Raw genomic sequence first — 18,794 nt, 5'->3', positions numbered from 1 at the left:
TACCCCATGTCACTGAAAATCCGCCTGGCACGTGCCGGCTCCAAGAAGCGCCCCTACTACCACATCGTCATTGCTGACGTTCGTGCCCCACGCGATGGCCGCTTCATCGAAACGGTTGGCGCATGGAACCCGATGCTTCCCAAGGACGGCGATCGCGTCAAGCTCGACGCTGACCGCATCCAGCATTGGATCGGCCACGGCGCGCAGCCAACCGACCGCGTTCTGCGCTTCCTCGATCAGGCTGGCATTGCCAAGCGCGACACGCGCAGCAACCCTGAAAAGGGTCTTCCGGGCAAGAAGGCTCAGGAACGCGTTGCCATGGCCAAGCAGGCCGAAGAAGACGCGAAGGCAAAGATTGCCGCTGAAGCTGAAGCTGCAAAGGCCGCTGAAGAAGCCGCCAAGGCCGCTGCCGAAGCACCGGCTGAAGAAGTTGCTGCCAGCGAGTAAGCTTTACTGCATCGCCGAGACTGCAAAACGGGTGGCTCACGGCCGCCCGTTTTTGTTTTTGCTCTTGCAAATAAAGAACACGACTTTAAAAAACAGCGAGCGCCCGATACATCATTTACTCACCTCTTTGCCGTTTGACGGCAATCATCTCTCACGCATCACAACAAGCCACCACAGGGTGCTTGGATCAAGTATCACGCGGGTACATTCATGACCGTATATTCGATTTGGCCAACATTCGTGTGCCTCGCCCTACTGATGCTTTTGACATATCTTCCGGGCTTTGATCGGGCCGGCTTCAAATCGACGGCGGTTCGTGTGAATGCCATTGACGGTGTCCGCGGGTTTCTCGCGCTGGGAGTGGCGATCCACCATTCCGTAATTTACTATCAGTTCATCCGGTCGGGTGTATGGCAGGTTCCTCCCTCACGATTCTACACGCTTATCGGACAGGTCAGTGTTGCATGTTTTTTCATGATAACCGGCTATTTATTCTGGGCGAAAATTGTCCGCTCAAAGGGACGCCTGGACTTTGCCGAGCTGATGAAGGGCAGATTTTTCAGACTTGCGCCCGTTTATTGCCTGGCAGTTTCTCTCGCTGTCGCAATTATCTTTTGGAAGTCCGGCGGCGTCCTGAAGATACCGCTGTCGCAATACCTTCTTCAGATCATCCAAAACATGGCCATCGGAATCTTTCCGTTCACCGGGATGAACAATGAGCCAAGTTCAGCAACAATTTTGGCAGGCGTTACGTGGACGCTGCAATATGAATGGCAGTTCTATTTTGCTTTGCCTGCTCTAGCCATCTTCTCCAGACAGGCGCACACCCACCTGCCTTTTGCGATCGTGACATTGTTGACGGCACTGGTTCTCGTTCTCATGAGCGGCAGTTCAACCCTGGTCTTTTACGTTTTCTTTGCCTGTGGAATGGTCAGCGCTTCGCTTGAGGTCTCCGGTTATCTGCTCAAATTGCCAAAGTTTGTCTTATCCGTCCTGTGCACCGTATGCCTGATTGCCATTATATTGCTTTACGGCAGCGCTTACCGGCCGGAGGTAGCGTTGCTTCTCGGCCTCGCATTTTATTTTCTGATCAGCGGCGCGGATTTATTCGGATTCCTCATTGCAAAGCCTTGCATCAGGCTCGGCGAAATCAGCTATGCGGTTTACATGATGCAGGGGCTGGTTCTGTATGCGCTGTTTGCCGTCCAGCCCTTCCGCGATTTTGCGATGGCGTCTGACCTCAACTTTTGGATTGCCATCCTCGGTGTTCTTGTCAGCCTGGTACTTTGGGCCCTGGCCGTTCATTTGTTTGTCGAACGCCCCGGCGTAGAATTGGGACGAGGAGAACACGAAGGGCATCACAATCCCGCATCCGCGCCCGTCTAAATCCTGACGAAGGCCGGTCTTCGATCATTCTATCCCGGGGTTGACGTCAGCCCCTCCCAGGCTGCCATAGCCGCATGTGCGGTTTTCACCAGCTGATCCAGCGTTGCCCCGTCGCGAGCGGTGATCGACATCCCATGCTGTACGGTGGCGTAGAACTCGGCGATCTGCTGCAGATCGGCCTTTGCGGAAAGCTCACCGTCGCGCACCCCGCGTTCCAACCGCTCGCGCAAAAGCATCACATTCTCGAGGCGGCGCTCGCGCAAGAGAGAACACGGTGTGTCCGCACCCTCCTCACCGTGCAACGCTCCCAACACGACCATGCATCCATGCGGCTGGCCGGGATGCGTGTGGGAAATTGCGGTTTGCTTGAGAAAATCGGCAATACCTTCCTTTGCCGTCGTCGCTGTCGGCAAAGCGTTCTTGATACGCCGCCCCACCTGATCCGTGTAAAGTTCCACCGCCGCCCTGAACAGGCCAGCCTTGCTGCCGAAAGCCGCGTAAAGGCTTGGTGCATTGATCTGCATGGCCTCCGTCAGATCACTCATGGAAGCGCTGTCATAGCCTTTCTGCCAGAAAACACGCATCGCGCGTTCCAGTGCGGCATCACGGTCAAAGGCGCGGGGCCGGCCCTTCGGCAACATGGCAATCTCCTTTTGTAACAATCAATACATAAATCGCTTGACGCTTCGGTGCAAGAGTGGCAGTTATTTATGTATCAATCATTACATAAAGGAAAATCGATGCCTCGCCTCTCTCCTAAAGTTGCTTTCATCACCGGCGGAAGCCGCGGTATCGGCGCAGCCATTGCCCTTAAACTGGCCGAAGACGGTGCCGATATCGCCATCACCTACACCAGCGCCCCGGACAAGGCGGATGCGACGGTCAAGGCCATCGAGACGCTTGGACGCCGGGCAATCGCCATCAAGGCGGACAATCTCGATGCGAAGGCTGTCGGGAGTGCGGTGCATGAAGCCCACGCCAGACTTGGGCGGCTGGACATTCTTGTGAACAGCGCCGGGGTCTATACGATGGACACCGTCGATAAACTGGAACTGGAAGAGTTCGACCGGGTAATGTCGATTCATGTCCGCGCGAGTTTTGTGGCGGCAAAGGCAGCTGCAGCATTCATGCCTGCTGGCGGACGCATCATCAGCATCGGCAGCAACCTGGCGGAAATCGTTCCCTTCCCGGGCCTGATTGCCTATTCGACCAGCAAGGCTGCTCTGATCGGCCTGACCAAGGCACTGGCGCGCGATCTCGGGCCGCGGGAGATTACCGCCAACATCGTCCATCCCGGCTCGACGGATACCGATATGAATCCTGCCGATGGCGATCATGCCGAAGGCCAGCGCGCCCGTATGGCCATTCCGCGCTTCGGCGAAGCCAGGGACATCGCTGGTCTGGTGGCATTTCTTGCCGGTGAGGAAGGCCGTTTCATCAACGGCACGTCGCTGACGATCGACGGCGGCGCCAACACGTGATCGACGGGACCGGCCCCGGCCTTATTGCCTGGGCCGTTCTTACTGCTCGCCCTTGCGCACCAGGCGGCCTTCTTCGGCCTTGTGGAAGAATTGCGAACACACCAGCCAGCCCTTCAGCGGCCGCAGCAGGATAAGGCTGCCGAACAGGGTCAGGGGCAGTGTGGTGAGCAGATGCACCCAGATTGAGACTTCGTAGGTCGTCTGCAGCCAGAGCGCGAAGAGCATGGCTGGAACAGCCACGATGGTCATGGCAAAAAACGCCGGACCGTCTGCCGGATCGGCAAAGGCATAGTCGAGCCCGCAAACCTCGCAGGAGGGAGCAAGCTTGAGAAATCCGTGGAACAGCCGCCCCTGTTGACATTGCGGACAGCGGCCGAGAATGCCGGTCTTCATCGGATTGTCGGTCGGGTGGTAGTGGCCTGTCTGTGACATGGCTGATGCCTTTCGAGTGAAGCCTCATTGTATGCTATTTTTTATAAATATACATACAATCAGCATACTATCTGAAAGAAATATACGGATTGTATGCGAATAAACAAGCATGACGCTTTGTCACACGGAAGATTTGTCCTTGTCCTGATGGCATATCATGGGTAATTGTATGGCTTAAGCCCATACAAAGAGTCCATCATGACCACCTGGAAACCCCGTATCGCCGCCAGTTCCCGCTACAAGCATCAGGGGATTGTCGATGCGCTGGTCGCAGACATTGGTTCCGGCATTCTCAAACCCGGCGATGCGCTGCCGCCGCAGCGCGCGATTGCAAAAGAGCTTGGCATTGATCTGACCACAGTCACACGGGCGATGACCGAAGCGCGCCGCCTCGACCTCATTGAAGCGAAAGTCGGGTCAGGCACGATCATAAAGGGTGCCCTGACACCGCCGGTCCAGGGCATGGCGTCGCTTCTGACGGATCTCGACCTCACCATGATCATTCCGCCGCAGCCCCCGGAAGCCGACATCCACAGCCACTTGATCCACGGTGTCAGCCATGTGCTCAACGGCGCTTCAAGCCATTTTCTCAGCTACCAGGAAAGCACCGGGACGGAAGCGGCGCGGGCCGCCGGGACCAAATGGCTGGCGCCGCGTTTTGGCGCAGCCCCGGCGGTCGACAGGCTGCTGGTCGCAGGCGGAGCCCAAAGCGCACTCTTTGCCATTTGCAGTCTTCTGGCCGGGCGCGGCTCCATCTGCGCCGGAACCCTCACCTATCCCGGCCTGAAGTCCGTGTGTTCGGCGCTCGATATTCCCCTGCACCCGCTCGCCATGGACAGGAACGGTATCATTCCCGATGTGTTCGAGAGTTGCTGCAGAACCCTGAAACCGAAGGCGATCTACCTCTGCCCGTCCATCGACAATCCGACGACAGTGACAATGCCGCTTTCGCGCCGGCAGATAATCGTCAGCATTGCCCAGCGCAATGACGTGATGATCATCGAGGATGACCCATATGCGGAACTTCTCGACGCGTCGCTGCCGGCCATCGCCTCGATAGCGCCCGACATCACCTGGCACATCGCCACGCTGTCGAAATGTGTCACACCGGCGTTGCGTGTCGCCTATGTGGTCTGCCCTTCCGCGCTGGATGTGCTGAAACTCGCATCCAGCCTGCGCGCCAGCAACCCCACCGCATCGCCACTGCTGATGGCCATCGCCACCGCCTGGATCAATGACGGCAGCCTTTACGGGATCGCCGCGGCCATTCGTGAGGAAAGCAGCGCCCGGCAGGCAATCGCACGGAAAGTGCTGAAGGACTGGCATTTTGCCGCCCATCCCGCGGGGCATCATCTGTGGCTCGATGTGCCGGTTCAGTGGAGTGCAGCGGAATTCTCCGCATTGGCCCGCCGGTCCGGCATTGGCATCGTGCCCGCTTCGGCCTTCAGCATAGCACCCGCCCACCCCGAAGCGGTGCGGTTGTCACTGGGTGCGGCGCCGAACAGGCCGAGACTGGAGCAGGCGCTGGTCCTGCTCGACCGACTGCTGCATGAGCCGCGTTTCGCAACCGGAATCCTTGTTTAAAGAAAGCTTCCCTGCGCCGTGATCGGGTGAAACACCGGTTGTCCGGATGTCTGCGCAGCAATCCGATGTTCGAGATCGAGAAGGAAACGTTTGCGCGGCTGGCCGCCGCCATAGCCGGTCAGCGATCCGTCCGCGCCAATGATCCGGTGACAGGGAACGACAACGGCGATGCGGTTCTGCCCGTTCGCTCCTCCCACAGCCCGGCTCGAATTCGGCCTGCCAAGCGCCTGCGCCATACCGCCATAGGTCCGCGTTTCGCCGTAGGGAATGGCGAGAAGCATCGACCATATCGTACGCTGAAACGGTGTGGCAGGCAAAAACAGCGGCGTCTCGAACCGCGTGAGCACGCCGTTGAAATAAGAGGTCATTTCCCTGTCGATCTGATCGAGATAGCGATGCTCGCCCGGTATGATCGTGTAGCGATAGCGCTGCTCCAGCTCGTTGAGCTCCGCTGGCAGCGCCGGCCGGTCGGCGAATTCCAGCAGAGACAGCCCCTCATCATTCGCCATGGCGATCATGGGGCCGATGGGTGTCTGTATATGCCTGTAGCGCAGGGTCTTTGTCACGATCCTCTCCCGACTCACACCGATGATTTTATCCGCCCGCGACTTGACCGCCACCCGTTTCTTGCCGAGCGCCTTCACCGACGATGCTGACCTTGGCTCCGGCCCGGCCAAGCGCCTGCAGAATATCGGCAGGAGGTGATGAATCCGTCACCAACTCGTCGAAACCGGTGAAATCGCAGACCTGAACGAGACCATGCCGGCCGAACTTGGAAGCGTCGGTTACCACAACCGAACGTCCGCCGCGCGACAGGACCATGCGCGCGAACTCGGCCTCTTCCAGATTATAGTCCATCAACCCGTGGGTCGCGTCGATGGCGCCGATGGAGATGACCGCATGGGCAACGTTGAACCGGCTGACAAAGTCGATGGCAAAAGCACCGAACGCCGCTCCGTTGTCGCTGCGCAATTCGCCTCCCGCCATGAACACCTTGTTGCCGTTGACGGTCGCCAGCGTCCGGGCAATGTCGGATGAATTGGTCACGACTGTCAGGTTGCGGTGGTGCAGGAGTTCGCGCGCCAGAAAGCTGGTGGTCGTCCCCGTATCGAGCATGATCGAATCTCCGCTGCGGATCGTGCCCGCCACATACCGGGCAATTGCCCGTTTGGCGCTGGCGTTCTCCCGCATGCGCCGCTCGAACGGTGCTTCCCCCAGATGCTGCGGCAATCCCACGGCGCCGTGGGTGCGCACGATCACCCCTTCATCCGTCAGGGGTTTGACGTCGCGCCGGATCGTTTCAAGCGAGACACCCAGTCTTTGTGCGAGATCCGCAATCGAGATCGTGCCCTCGTCCTGCAGCACTCTGGCAATCTCGCCACGCCGTTTGGAACTCATCAAACACCTCTTCAATCCCGCAACTTCACGCGCTTTCCGAAAGTAATACCACATAAACTTTATAAAACAGTCATAAAAACCACAAAATCTCACAAATCTGGATTGACAACGCCAGACATGCGGATGAGATTTGCTGCAGTGAGCGCCCAATCCGGGCCCTTGTTTTCTGGATTGCCCCATGCCGCAGACCCAGACCAGTGAAGCTCGAATTGCTGCCTTGCCGCTTTGGCATGGCAACATCCGCATATCGATGCTCAAGGGCGGGATCAGCAATGAGAGCTATGTCGTCGAGGATGACACCCGCAAATATGTGGTGCGCTTCGGCAAGGATTATCCCTTTCACCATGTCTTCCGCGACCGCGAAGCGATGACGGCAAAGGCGGCCCATCGCGCCGGTTTCGCGCCGGAACTGTTTCATGCGGATGACGGCATCATGGTATCGGCGTTTCTCGGGGCGAAAACCTACGATTCCCAGGACGTGCGCACCAACATTGTGGGTGTTGCAGAGCTGATCCGGCGGTTTCACACGGCAATGCCGGAGCACGTCACCGGCCCCGGTTTCATGTTCTGGGTGTTCCACGTGATCCGCGATTATGCCCGCACCCTGAAGGAAGGCAGGAGCCGCATGGCCGGCCACCTGGACGGCTACCTCGCCATAGCCACGGAGATGGAGGCGGCACAGATGCCCTTGCCGATCATCTTCAGCCACAATGACCTTTTGCCCGCCAATATCCTCGATGACGGCAAACGCCTCTGGCTGATCGACTTCGAATATGCCGGATTTTCCACGGCCATGTTCGATCTCGCCGGCATCGCTTCCAATGCGGGCCTGAGCGACGACGAATCGGACGTGCTTCTCACCGCCTATTTCGGGGCTGCGCCGGATTACGCGCTGAAACGTGCCCATGCCGCCATGCAATGCGCCTCGCTGCTGCGCGAGGCGATGTGGGCGATGGTATCGGAATTGTATCTCAACGCACCCGGCGTCGATTACGTCGCCTATACCCACGAAAATCTGGAGCGGCTGGATCAGGCGCTCGACCGGTTTCGAACCACCTATGGAAACAAATCATGACCCTGCCCAGTCACGCCCAGATCGTCGTCATCGGCGGCGGCATCATCGGCTGCTCCACCGCCTATCATCTCGCCAAGGATCACAAGGCCGATGTCGTTCTGCTCGAACAGGGGCAACTCACATCAGGCTCCACCTGGCACGCGGCGGGCCTGGTCGGTCAGTTGCGCTCCTCCGCATCGATCACGCGCGTCCTGAAATACTCCGTCGATCTCTATAAGCGTCTCGACGAAGAAACCGGTCTGGCAACGGGCTGGAAAATGACCGGCTGCCTGCGCCTTGCCACCAATCCGGACCGGTGGACCGAGTTCCGCCGGCTGGCGACGACCGCCGGCAGCTTCGGCATGGAGATGCACCTGCTTTCGCCTGGGGAGGTCAAGGCCATGTGGCCGCTGATGCGGGTCGACGATCTGGTGGGCGCAAGCTGGCTGCCGACAGACGGGCAGGCAAGCCCGTCCGACATCACCCAGTCGCTGGCGCGGGGCGCGCGCATGAACGGCGCGAAACTCATCGAAAACATCCGCGTGACCGGATTCGAGATGGACGGCGAGCGCATCGTCAAGGTCAAGACGGACCAGGGTGACATCGCCTGTGAGAAGGTGGTCAATTGCGCCGGGCAATGGGCACGCCAGGTCGGGACGATGGCAGGGATCAATGTGCCGCTGCAGCCCGTCAAGCACCAGTACATCATCACGGAAAAGATCGATGGCCTGTCCTCCAACGCGCCGACAATCCGCGATCCCGATCGGCGCACCTATTTCAAGGAGGAGGTGGGTGGGCTGGTCATGGGCGGTTATGAGCCCAATCCGCAGGGCTGGGTGACCGGCGATGTGCCGGAGGACTGGCAGTTCCGCCTGTTCGACGACGATTTCGATCATTTCGAGCAGCATATGCTGCAGGCCATCGAACGCATTCCGGCGCTCGAAACCGTCGGCGTCAAACAGATGATCAATGGCCCCGAGAGTTTCACGCCGGACGGCAATTTCATCCTTGGCCGGGCTTCGGAATGCTCCAACATGTTTGTCGGCGCAGGCTTCAACGCCTTCGGCATCGCCTCGGGCGGCGGTGCCGGTTGGGTCCTCGCGCAATGGGTCATCGATGGCGAAGCGCCTCTCGATCTGTGGACCGTCGACATCAGGCGCTTTTCCAATCTGCATCGCGACCGTGAATGGGTCCGGGACCGCACGCTGGAGGCCTATGGCAAGCATTACACGATCGGCTTCCCGCACGAGGAATATACGTCCGGGCGGCCAGCCATCGTCTCGCCGCTCTACAAACGCCTGCAGGAGCATGGCGCGGTCTTTGGTTCAAAGCTTGGATGGGAGCGGCCCAACTGGTTTGCCCCGGCAGGAACAGAGCCCGTTGATGTCTATTCCATGGGCCGGCAGAACTGGTTTGATCAGGTAGGCAAGGAACATGCGCTGGTGCGTGAAAACGTCGGCATTTTCGACCAGTCGTCATTTGCCAAATATGAACTGACGGGCAAGGACGCGTTAAAGGCACTGGACTACATCTGCGCCAATGATGTCGCCAAGCCTGTCGGGCGCCTGACCTATACACAGCTTCTCAACACGCGCGGCGGCATTGAGTGTGATCTCACGATCGCGCGGCTTGCCGAAGACAAGTTCTATATCGTCACTGGCACCGGTTTCCGCACCCATGACTTTGCCTGGATCAGGGAGCATATCGGCGAAGGGCTGGAGGCGCGTCTCACCGATATCACCGAGCATTTCGGCACGCTTTCCCTGATGGGGCCAAAGGCGCGGGATGTTCTCGCCCGTGTCACGGATACCGATGTCGGCAACAGCGCCGTCCCCTTCGGTCACGTCAGGGAAATCACCATTGCAGGAGCAACGGTCCGCGCCCTGCGTGTCACCTATGTCGGCGAACTCGGCTGGGAACTGCACATCCCGATTGCCGCGACCGGCGCCGTCTTCGATGCCCTGATGCAGGCCGGTGCCGATTTCGGTATCAAGCCGGTCGGATACCGGGCATTGGAATCCCTGCGGCTGGAAAAGGGTTACCGTGCCTGGGGTGCCGACATCACGCCCAATGACTCGCCTTTCGAGGCGGGACTGGGCTGGGCCGTCAAACTGCGCAAGGATACGGAATTTCTCGGCCGGAAGGCCAGCGAGGCCATTCAGGCAGCACCACTCAAAAAGCGCTTCGCTGGGTTTACCGTTACGAGCGAGGACGCGGTTCTCCTCGGGCGCGAAACAGTCCTGCGCAACGGCGAGGCGGTCGGGTACCTGACCAGCGGCGGCTTTGGCTATACGCTCGGCAAGCCCATCGGCTTCGGCTATGTGCGTCATGCCGAGGGTGTCACGGACGGCTTTCTGACCGGGGGAACCTATGAACTTGTCGTCGCCAATGAGCGCTTTCCCGCCGCGATCCATCTCGAACCGCTCTATGATCCGCACAACGCAAAAGTGAAGGCGTGAAGCGTCCGGAGCCCCGTCAGACAAGCCCGCTGAAACAGCAGCAAATCAACGCCCTGCGGCATAATTTCCGGGGGGTTGACTTTCCCCGCAGAGGGGACCAAATGGCAGCACGCAGCTGATATATTTTCAACCGCGTATCACCAAACCGGAGTCTATCTCTTATGCCCAGCGACGACAGTTACAGTCGATTGTTTGCGCCGTCATCGGCGATCGTGGCCTGATTTCAAGAGATCAGCTCGCCCCGATCAGCCATGACGGCGGATCGACGGAAAGGCGAGCTAAAATGAACGACCTTCGCTTAAACCAGGATGCAGCCAATGCTGATTTGGCAACGGCATCCAATGTGGCTGAACAGCTTGCGTCCATGCAGGCTGCTGATGCTGTCGAATTGCTCAATGAGCTCGATGTCGAGGATGCAGTCGGCATTCTGGCAGAAATGCCGCGGGATCACGCGGTTCTGATTCTGGATCAGCCGGAACTCCATTCGTCCGCCGAGATTATCACCGCGCTTCCCCCCGTCATCGCGCGGGAATTGCTCGATGCCATGTCGGCAGACCGCGTGACGGATATTTTCCAGCAGTTCGACGATGAAACCCGCATTCGTCTTGCCGCCAGCCTCGGCCAGGAAACCAAGGCAGCATTGCGCAAACTCCTGCATTACCCGCCCCATACGGCGGGCAGCCTGATGACGACGGAATTCGTCAGCGTTCCCGCCAACTGGAGCGTCGCTGCAACGCTTCAGCACATTCGTGAGGTGGAGCGCTCGCGCGAAACGATCTATGCGATCTATGTGACCGATCCGAAGACCAAGGGTCTGCGGCGCGCCGTCGCCTTGCGCCGCCTGATCACCAGCGAACCGCAAGACTCCATCATGAGCGTCGGCCGCGACGTGGCACCGGTCACGGTTGGCCCGCTCACCGATCAGGAAGACGTGGCCCGGCTGTTCCGCAAGCACGATCTGCTCGCCGTTCCCGTGGTGAATGACGACAATCACATCATCGGCATCGTGACCGTCGATGATGTGATCGACGCCATGACCCAGGAAATGACCGAGGATACCCTGAAATTCGGTGGTATGGAGGCGCTCAACAAGCCCTACATGCAGATCGGGTTCGTCCAGATGCTGCGCAAGCGCGCCGGCTGGCTCGGCGTGCTGTTTCTCAGCGAAATGCTGACGGCCAGCGCCATGCAGTATTTCGAGGGCGAACTGGAAAAGGCCGTGGTTCTCACCCTGTTCATTCCTTTGATCATGAGTTCGGGCGGCAATTCCGGCTCCCAGGCCACATCCCTGCTGATCCGTGCCTTGGCATTGCAGGAACTGCGTCTGAAGGATTGGTGGCGCGTTGCGCTGCGGGAACTGCCGACCGGCCTGGCGCTTGGGTCTTTCCTCGGCCTGATCGGCGTTATCCGCATCACCACATGGCAGATGGCTGGTCTTTATGATTACGGCCCGCACTGGATGCTGATTGCAGCGACCGTCGGCGCCGCCCTGATCGGCATCGTGACCTTCGGTTCGCTTGTCGGCTCCATGCTGCCCTTCATCCTGCAGAAGATCGGGTTCGACCCTGCCAGTGCCTCTGCACCCTTCGTGGCCACGCTGGTCGATGTGACCGGGCTGGTGATCTATTTCTCGATTGCGTTGGTCTTTCTTTCCGGCACCCTTCTTTGACCAATCGCGCGGCAAATTCCCGGATTTGCCGCGCGCGGGACCGCCCGAGAACCGTTACATCCGCATAGCTGTAATGCAGACAGCGGCCAGCCAAACGCGCATCCCCCCTTTCGCATTTGCGAAAAAACATGTAAGGAGCGCGCAAATGCAAAGCGGCGCCAGCATGTGTGCGTCCTCAATCCTCCAAAAGAGAAACTCATGAAACTGCGCAACATCGCGATCATCGCACACGTTGACCATGGCAAAACCACGCTTGTCGACGAACTTCTGAAACAGTCCGGCAATTTCCGTGACAACCAGCGCGTTGCCGAACGCATGATGGATTCGAACGACATCGAAAAGGAACGCGGGATCACCATTCTCGCCAAGGCCACTTCGGTTGTCTGGAAGGACGCACGCATCAACATCGTCGATACGCCCGGCCACGCCGACTTCGGCGGCGAAGTCGAACGTATCCTCAGCATGGTGGACGGCGCGATCGTTCTCGTTGACGCTGCCGAAGGCCCGATGCCCCAGACCAAATTCGTGGTCGGCAAGGCTCTCAAGGTTGGCCTGCGCCCGATCGTTGCGATCAACAAGATCGACCGCCCCGATGCGCGTTACGAGGAAGTCGTCAACGAGGTCTTCGATCTCTTTGCCGCTCTGGATGCCACCGACGAACAGCTCGACTTCCCGATCCTCTACGGTTCAGGCCGCAATGGCTGGATGGCACGCAACCCGGAAGGTCCGCAGGACCAGGGACTGTCCGCCCTCTTCGACATGGTTCTCGAACATGTGCCAGCGCCAACCGTCGGCGAAGGCCCGTTCAAGATGATCGGTACGATTCTCGAAGCCGATCCTTTCCTTGGCCGCATCATCACCGGCCGCATCCATTCCGGCACGGTCAAGTCGAACCAGCAGGTTAAGGTCCTGCACGGCGACGGCACCCAGCTTGAAACCGGCCGCATCTCCAAGATCCTCGCATTCCGCGGTCTTGAGCGCCAGCCGATCGACGAAGCCCATGCGGGCGACATCGTGGCCATTGCCGGCCTGCAGAAGGGCACGGTTGCCGATACATTCTGCGCGACGGAAGTCACCGAGCCTCTGCATGCGCAGCCGATCGATCCGCCGACAGTGACCATGTCCTTCATCGTCAACGATTCTCCGCTGGCCGGCACCGAAGGCGACAAGGTTACCAGCCGCGTCATCCGCGACCGCCTCCTCAAGGAAGCTGAAGGCAATGTTGCGCTGAAGGTCGAGGAATCCGGCGACAAGGATTCGTTCTTCGTATCGGGCCGCGGCGAATTGCAGCTCGCCGTTCTCATCGAGAACATGCGCCGCGAAGGTTTCGAGCTTGGTGTATCGCGTCCGCGCGTCGTCATGCAGAAGGACGAGAACGGCAATATGCTCGAGCCCATCGAGGAAGTGCTGATTGACGTCGACGAGGAATACTCCGGCACGGTCGTGCAGAAGATGTCCGAGCGCAAGGCCGAAATGGTCGAACTGCGTCCATCCGGCGGCAATCGCGTCCGCATGGTTTTCTACGCGCCGACCCGCGGCCTCATCGGCTATCAGTCGGAACTTCTGACCGATACACGCGGTACGGCGATCATGAACCGCCTGTTCCGCGCCTATGAGCCCTTCAAGGGCGAAATCTCCGGCCGCAACAACGGCGTTCTGATCTCCAACGACCAGGGTGAATCCGTTGCCTTCGCCATGTGGAACCTTGAAGATCGCGGCCCGATGGTTATCGAAGCCGGCGTCAAGGTCTATGCCGGCATGATCATCGGCATCCACTCGCGCGACAACGACCTGGAAGTGAACGTGCTCAAGGGCAAGAAGCTCACCAACATCCGCGCTGCCGGCAAGGATGAAGCCGTCAAGCTGACACCGCCGATCCGCATGACGCTGGAACGCGCCCTGTCGTGGATTCAGGATGACGAATTGGTGGAAGTCACGCCGAAGTCCATCCGCCTGCGCAAGCTCTACCTCGATCCAAACGAACGCAAGCGTTTTGAAAAGAGCAACAAGACAGCTGGCGCCGCATAAGGCGAAGATGTGACGGCTTAACAATCAGAGAAAGCGGCGATTTTCGCCGCTTTTTCTTTTTGGTGCACGACACGAAAAATCGTTTTCAAAGCCAGTTGCGAAGTCCCGGTGCCCGGGTCTATGGTTAAGAAACCATGAACACCCATGTGACCGAGATCAGACGTGCAGAACTGGCCGATGCGGGCGCAATTTCCGCCGTGCATCTGGCTGCCTGGCAAGGTGCCTATACGGGTATCATTCCGCATCGTTCGCTCAATACCATGCTGCATCGCCGCGGTGCGGACTGGTGGGCAAGAGCCATTCGCCGCTCCACGCAAATTCTCGTCGCCGACATTGGCGGCGTTGTCGCCGGCTATGCCACGCTGGGCCCCAACCGGGCGCGGCAGCTGCCGCAGAAAGGCGAAGTCTACGAACTCTACATCCGTCCCGAGTATCAGGGACTGGGTCTGGGGACACGGCTCCTGGGCGCCTCGCGCCGCAGCCTCATCGATCAGGGGCTGAAGGGCATGGTCGTCTGGGCGCTTGAGGACAATGATCTTGCGGTCAGCTTCTATGCCAGCGCAGGCGGCAAGGATGTGGCCGAAGGCGTCGAATGTTTCGAAGGCAAGACACTGAAGAAAATCGCCTTCGTCTGGAATTGATCACCGGAAATGCTTTCCCCACCCGCGAGGCGGCGGCTCATCCCGTCATTTCGAAGCACACTATTTGTTGTGCTGTCTGCCGCTTCGTGGCCTTACCGGCGCTTATTTCGGTCAATTCAGCCTGCTCCCGCGTTTTCGGGACGTAGATATGCGATGCAATTCTTGCGCCAGGCCGTAAAAATCTTTACAGCACTCCCAAACCAACAAGGACTCTGAAAATATGCGCATTGATGCCATTTCGGTCGGCAATAATCCTCCTGAAGATGTCAACGTAATCATCGAGGTTCCAGTCGGCGGCCAGCCGATCAAATACGAACTCGACAAGGATTCCGGCGCCCTGTTTGTCGACCGGTTCCTGCACACCCCGATGACCTATCCCGGCAATTACGGTTTCGTGCCGCACACCCTGTCGGATGATGGCGATCCGATTGACGTTCTGATCTGCAACACCCGCGCCCTGATGCCCACGAGCGTGATCAACGTGCGCCCCATTGGTGTTCTGGTTATGGAAGACAACAAGGGCCAGGATGAAAAGATCATCGCCGTGCCGTCGCCGCACCTGACACTGCGTTACGAGAAGGTCCACAACTACACGGACCTGCCCGACATCACCCTGAAGCAGATCCAGCATTTCTTCGAACACTACAAGGATCTGGAACCCGGCAAGTGGGTGAAGATCGGTGACTGGGGCGATGAAGATGCGGCCCGCAAGCTGATCACCGAAGCCATCGAGCGTCACAACGCCAAGAAGGCCTGATTATTCCTCGGGCGATCCAAGTGCGGCCAGCTTCATTGCCAGCGCCTCGGGATCGCCCGAAATCTTTACCTGCTTCAGCCGCGATGTGGCGCCTGCGCCAATGGAAACATCCCGTACTGCAATGCCAAGCCATTTTGCCAGCAGCTTTTCCAGCGCCGCATTGGCCTTTCCATCTTCCGGCACTGCTCGCACGCGCGCTTTCAGATGCGCTCTGCCATCATCCGTTGCTTCAACACCTTCCACCGCGTCTTTGGCTGACTTAGGCGTCAACCGGACAAAGAGCGTGACGCCATCGCGCTCTTTGCGAAAGAAGCCCGCGTGCAAAGCCAAGGCGCTGACTTAAAGCAGCGCTGGCGCAATCGTCGTTGCGAGAAACCGCTGAAGGAAGAAAATGATCAGCAGGAGGATGATGGGCGAGATATCGATGCCGCCCAGATCAGGAATGAACCTGCGTATGGGGCGCAGCGCCGGTTCCGTCACGCGATACAGAAACTCACCAATCGAAGCGACAAAGTGATTGCTTGAATTGATCACGTTGAACGCATGGAGCCATGAGAAAATTGCGCTGGCAATGATGACGTAGGAATAGAGTGTTAGCGCCAGATTGATGGTTTCGAGAAGGGCGAGCATGGGTTTCTCCTGATAATCACGACATGTAGCGATTGGCGTGCTTTCGAGCAAGAGGCAGCTGCTCTCTTGGAGTTGCGTTTGGTCTTGCGGTCCCAACCATGGCTGACGCGGGCAGCGTTGTTACCAGGCAATCACCCGGAAGGTTCTTCCCGGCAAGGACTGAATTCTCAATCCCACAAGCGTGATTTTGGGTCGATTGATCCGGCCCATTTTTTCACCCTGCTCAAACGATATAATAATTCATATTTATTGATCCCCCTTTGGCCGGATTTGTTCTAGAAGAGGTTTCCAGATTCCGGAGCCTTTCATCGCAATGTCTCTCTCAGAAACGAATGCGGCGCATGATCGCTATGCCGCCTTTCGCCATTCATCCTTCACGCGATACTGGCTGGCACGCTTCTTCGGCTCCTTTGCCATCCAGATCATCAGCGTGTCCGTCGGCTGGCAGATTTACGATCTGACGCGCGATCCCTTTGATCTTGGCCTCGTCGGGCTCGTCCAGTTCGCCCCATCACTGCTGCTGGTTCTCGTCACCGGTGCCGCCGCAGACCGGTTTGGCCGCCGCTTCATCATGGGGCTTGCACTGGGTGCGGAGGTGATCTGCGCCGCGCTGCTGTTGCTGCTGACCCTCACCCACACGTTCACCCCGCTCACAGTCTTTGCCATTCTCGCCGGCTTCGGCGTGGGGCGCGCTTTTCTTGGACCGGCTTCCGCCTCGCTGGTTGTCAATCTGGTGCCAACCGAAGTATTTTCGAACGCCGTATCATGGAACTCTTCCGCCTGGCAGATCGCCACGATTGTGGGCCCTGTGGCCGGCGGCCTGCTCTACGGCCTGTCGCCCGCCATCGCCTACGGCATCGCGACGGTCCTGCTGGCTGCCGCCACGATCTGCATTTTCTCCATCCCAAAACCCGCCCAGCATACGCTTACCGAGAAAAAATCGCTTCAGACGCTGCTGGCGGGCTTTCACTACATCTGGAAAGAGAAAGTCGTTCTCGGCGCGATTTCGCTCGATCTGTTTGCCGTCCTGCTCGGCGGCGCCGTGGCGCTTCTGCCGGTCTATGCCCGGGATATCCTGCAGCTTGGCCCCTGGGGGCTTGGAATGTTGCGGGCAGCGCCGGGCATCGGCGCCATTCTCACTGCGCTCTGGCTGGCCGGCCATCCCATTCGCGACCATGCCGGCATGATCATGTTCCTGTTTGTCGCGCTGTTCGGCTTGCTCACCGTCATGTTCGGGGTATCCAACCTCGCATGGCTCTCCATCGCCCTGCTGGCCCTGATGGGCGCGGCTGACATGATCAGCGTCTATATCCGGGAAACCCTCCTGCAACTCTGGACACCAGACCACGTCCGCGGCCGCGTCAATGCGGTCAACATGGTCTTTGTCGGCGCGTCGAACGAGTTGGGTGAGTTCCGCGCCGGTATCATGGCATCGCTGATCGGCACCATCCCTGCCGTCGTCTTCGGCGGTGTCGGCACGATTGCCGTCGCAGGCCTGTGGGCTTACCGGTTCCCGCAATTGCGCAAGGCACGCAACCTGCAGGGCCGGACATAGACGGCCTAAGCCGGAACCGGCGCGCCGAAGATCGTACCAAGGAAACGCTGGAGCCAGGCTTTCAGCACCGCGTCATAGACCAGCCGGCCTTCCAGATGCTGGCGGCCGTGCTGGGCATTGTTCATGGTGAAGCGTTCCGAGCCACGCACCACCCAGCGCTGCATCATGGCGCGGGTCAGTTCCGCGTGAAACTGCACCCCCCAGGCATTTTCGCCGTAGCGGAAAGCCTGGTTGTGGTAGGCCTTGGCCGTTGCCAGAAGCGTGGCGCTGCGCGGCAGGTCAAAGCCCTCGCGGTGAAAATGATACACCATGGGTGGCCAGTCCATCAGAGCCTTGCCGGCCTCGGTGGCTTCGAGTTCATACCAGCCGATTTCCACCAGTCCTTCCGGATGCGGACCAACCGTGCCGCCAAGATGCTTGGCGAGCATCTGCGCACCAAGGCAAATGCCAAGAAATGGCTTGTTTTCCGCAAGCGGCACGGACAGCCAGTCGGTTTCCCGGTCAACGAATTCATCGGGGTCGTTGGCGCTCATGGGGCCGCCAAAAATGACAGCGCCCGCATGGTCCTCCAGCGTCTCGGGCAGCTCATCACCAAGCGGCGGACGGCGGATATCGAGATCAAAGCCGGATTGCAGCAGCAACTGGCCGACGCGGCCGGGGCTTGAACGTTCCTGATGCAGTACCGTGAGGATTTTCGGGCGCTTCATTTGCCTGTTCTCCATCCAGTCTGTCTGGAACATGCTTCTGATCCTATTCCTCTTGCACCGCCTGCTTGGCGCGAAGGGCTGCCTTCTGCTTCATCGTGACCCGGTCACGGGACGAGACCCCGATCAGTTCCGCAACCCGCCAGACAACATTTTCTTCCAGCTCATGCGCGGATCCGTCGGCGAAAACCACGTCCCACATCAGTTCAATGAAGTGAATTCGCGCCGCTTCGTCAAGATTGCGTTTGAGCACGCTGGTAAAGCTGTAGAGATCGACAGCTTCCTGATCCGCCTGCTCACTGTCCTCGAGCAGACGCTTCAAGGCTTCGCCTTTGAGCCCGTAGGCTTCGGAAATCAGCTGTGACAGGCGCTTGCGTTCCACCTTGCGCCGCTCGCCATCCGCATCCATGACATGAAACATCAGCGCAGCCGCCGCAAGGCGCGGATCATTCCTGGAAAAATGGCCTTTCCCGCTTTCACCTGAAGGCAAAGCTTTGAAGAACGTGACAAGGCGGTCCAGCATCAATACAGATCTCTCAGCGTTGTTATCAATGAGCCGAATCAACTGA

At 58.9% G+C, this 18,794-nt stretch carries 19 protein-coding genes; 11 read left to right on the top strand and 8 right to left on the bottom strand.

Annotated features, from left to right (window positions below; genetic code table 11):
* Positions 1 to 6 precede the first annotated feature (6 nt).
* Both rpsP and ACZ25R_RS22205 read left to right on the top strand, forming a co-directional pair.
* Positions 7 to 447, top strand: coding sequence for a 30S ribosomal protein S16 (gene rpsP / locus ACZ25R_RS22210; RefSeq protein ID WP_464661793.1), 441 nt, complete (start codon positions 7 to 9; stop codon positions 445 to 447).
* 210 nt (positions 448 to 657) lie between these two features.
* Positions 658 to 1,833: an acyltransferase family protein gene (locus ACZ25R_RS22205; protein WP_464661795.1), complete on the top strand. Its 1,176-nt coding sequence runs from the start codon at positions 658 to 660 to the stop codon at positions 1,831 to 1,833.
* Between the two features lie 29 nt (positions 1,834 to 1,862).
* Here the strand turns inward: ACZ25R_RS22205 and ACZ25R_RS22200 are convergent, their stop codons facing one another.
* The gene (locus tag ACZ25R_RS22200) at positions 1,863 to 2,474 is read right to left on the bottom strand and encodes a TetR/AcrR family transcriptional regulator (RefSeq protein ID WP_472462243.1); all 612 of its coding nucleotides are present in this window, start codon (positions 2,472 to 2,474) and stop codon (positions 1,863 to 1,865) included.
* Positions 2,475 to 2,573: 99 nt separating this feature from the next.
* Here ACZ25R_RS22200 and ACZ25R_RS22195 point away from each other — a divergent pair, with 99 nt between their 5' ends.
* Complete coding sequence (locus ACZ25R_RS22195) at positions 2,574 to 3,314, top strand: SDR family oxidoreductase (protein ID WP_464661798.1); 741 nt, start codon at positions 2,574 to 2,576, stop codon at positions 3,312 to 3,314.
* A gap of 39 nt (positions 3,315 to 3,353) precedes the next feature.
* Here the strand turns inward: ACZ25R_RS22195 and ACZ25R_RS22190 are convergent, their stop codons facing one another.
* The gene (locus ACZ25R_RS22190) at positions 3,354 to 3,746 is read right to left on the bottom strand and encodes a DUF983 domain-containing protein (RefSeq protein ID WP_472462242.1); all 393 of its coding nucleotides are present in this window, start codon (positions 3,744 to 3,746) and stop codon (positions 3,354 to 3,356) included.
* 198 nt (positions 3,747 to 3,944) lie between these two features.
* Between ACZ25R_RS22190 and ACZ25R_RS22185 the strand changes: the two genes are divergently transcribed.
* The gene (locus tag ACZ25R_RS22185; RefSeq protein WP_472462241.1) at positions 3,945 to 5,330 is read left to right on the top strand and encodes an aminotransferase-like domain-containing protein; all 1,386 of its coding nucleotides are present in this window, start codon (positions 3,945 to 3,947) and stop codon (positions 5,328 to 5,330) included.
* On the opposite strand, the gene ACZ25R_RS22180 is transcribed toward ACZ25R_RS22185, so the two are convergent.
* Positions 5,327 to 5,896 (bottom strand): methylated-DNA--[protein]-cysteine S-methyltransferase, encoded by a 570-nt coding sequence (locus tag ACZ25R_RS22180; protein ID WP_472462240.1) that lies wholly within the window; start codon positions 5,894 to 5,896, stop codon positions 5,327 to 5,329. The two genes, ACZ25R_RS22185 and ACZ25R_RS22180, sit on opposite strands and share 4 nt — an antisense overlap.
* Before the next feature lie 28 nt (positions 5,897 to 5,924).
* Positions 5,925 to 6,731, bottom strand: a complete 807-nt coding sequence (locus tag ACZ25R_RS22175; RefSeq protein WP_472462239.1) for a DeoR/GlpR family DNA-binding transcription regulator — start codon at positions 6,729 to 6,731, stop codon at positions 5,925 to 5,927.
* A gap of 175 nt (positions 6,732 to 6,906) precedes the next feature.
* On the opposite strand from ACZ25R_RS22175, the gene ACZ25R_RS22170 reads away from it, so the two are divergent.
* From ACZ25R_RS22170 to ppa, 6 genes are all read left to right on the top strand, one after another.
* Complete coding sequence (locus ACZ25R_RS22170; protein WP_472462238.1) at positions 6,907 to 7,803, top strand: phosphotransferase; 897 nt, start codon at positions 6,907 to 6,909, stop codon at positions 7,801 to 7,803.
* Positions 7,800 to 10,241, top strand: a complete 2,442-nt coding sequence (locus tag ACZ25R_RS22165) for a GcvT family protein (protein ID WP_472462237.1) — start codon at positions 7,800 to 7,802, stop codon at positions 10,239 to 10,241. The genes ACZ25R_RS22170 and ACZ25R_RS22165 overlap by 4 nt, the downstream gene beginning before the upstream one ends.
* Before the next feature lie 283 nt (positions 10,242 to 10,524).
* Positions 10,525 to 11,910, top strand: a complete 1,386-nt coding sequence (gene mgtE, locus ACZ25R_RS22160) for a magnesium transporter (protein ID WP_472462236.1) — start codon at positions 10,525 to 10,527, stop codon at positions 11,908 to 11,910.
* 198 nt (positions 11,911 to 12,108) lie between these two features.
* Entirely contained in the window at positions 12,109 to 13,938 is a 1,830-nt protein-coding gene (typA, locus tag ACZ25R_RS22155) for a translational GTPase TypA (RefSeq protein ID WP_105734256.1), read from the top strand.
* Between the two features lie 134 nt (positions 13,939 to 14,072).
* Positions 14,073 to 14,579: a GNAT family N-acetyltransferase gene (locus ACZ25R_RS22150; RefSeq protein WP_223613846.1), complete on the top strand. Its 507-nt coding sequence runs from the start codon at positions 14,073 to 14,075 to the stop codon at positions 14,577 to 14,579.
* A gap of 220 nt (positions 14,580 to 14,799) precedes the next feature.
* Complete coding sequence (gene ppa / locus ACZ25R_RS22145) at positions 14,800 to 15,336, top strand: inorganic diphosphatase (protein ID WP_105734254.1); 537 nt, start codon at positions 14,800 to 14,802, stop codon at positions 15,334 to 15,336.
* Here the strand turns inward: ppa and ACZ25R_RS22140 are convergent, their stop codons facing one another.
* Both ACZ25R_RS22140 and ACZ25R_RS22135 read right to left on the bottom strand, forming a co-directional pair.
* A complete protein-coding gene (locus tag ACZ25R_RS22140; RefSeq protein WP_472462539.1) occupies positions 15,337 to 15,660 on the bottom strand; it encodes a DUF167 family protein in 324 nt (107 codons plus the stop codon). It lies immediately after the preceding gene.
* A 15-nt stretch (positions 15,661 to 15,675) separates the two neighbouring features.
* On the bottom strand, positions 15,676 to 15,966 hold the full coding sequence (locus tag ACZ25R_RS22135) for a YggT family protein (protein ID WP_223613847.1): 291 nt from the start codon (positions 15,964 to 15,966) through the stop codon (positions 15,676 to 15,678).
* 313 nt (positions 15,967 to 16,279) lie between these two features.
* Here ACZ25R_RS22135 and ACZ25R_RS22130 point away from each other — a divergent pair, with 313 nt between their 5' ends.
* On the top strand, positions 16,280 to 17,521 hold the full coding sequence (locus tag ACZ25R_RS22130; RefSeq protein ID WP_472462235.1) for an MFS transporter: 1,242 nt from the start codon (positions 16,280 to 16,282) through the stop codon (positions 17,519 to 17,521).
* A gap of 5 nt (positions 17,522 to 17,526) precedes the next feature.
* Here the strand turns inward: ACZ25R_RS22130 and ACZ25R_RS22125 are convergent, their stop codons facing one another.
* Together ACZ25R_RS22125 and ACZ25R_RS22120 are read right to left on the bottom strand one after the other, a co-directional pair.
* On the bottom strand, positions 17,527 to 18,261 hold the full coding sequence (locus ACZ25R_RS22125) for a glutamine amidotransferase (protein WP_472462234.1): 735 nt from the start codon (positions 18,259 to 18,261) through the stop codon (positions 17,527 to 17,529).
* A gap of 10 nt (positions 18,262 to 18,271) precedes the next feature.
* On the bottom strand, positions 18,272 to 18,748 hold the full coding sequence (locus ACZ25R_RS22120) for a tellurite resistance TerB family protein (RefSeq protein ID WP_105734250.1): 477 nt from the start codon (positions 18,746 to 18,748) through the stop codon (positions 18,272 to 18,274).
* Positions 18,749 to 18,794: the final 46 nt, after the last annotated feature.

The organism is Phyllobacterium sp. RCAM01083 (assembly GCF_055685835.1).
The sequence above is the reverse complement of the archived record's forward strand: the minus strand, read 5'-3'. Positions and strand labels throughout refer to the sequence as shown.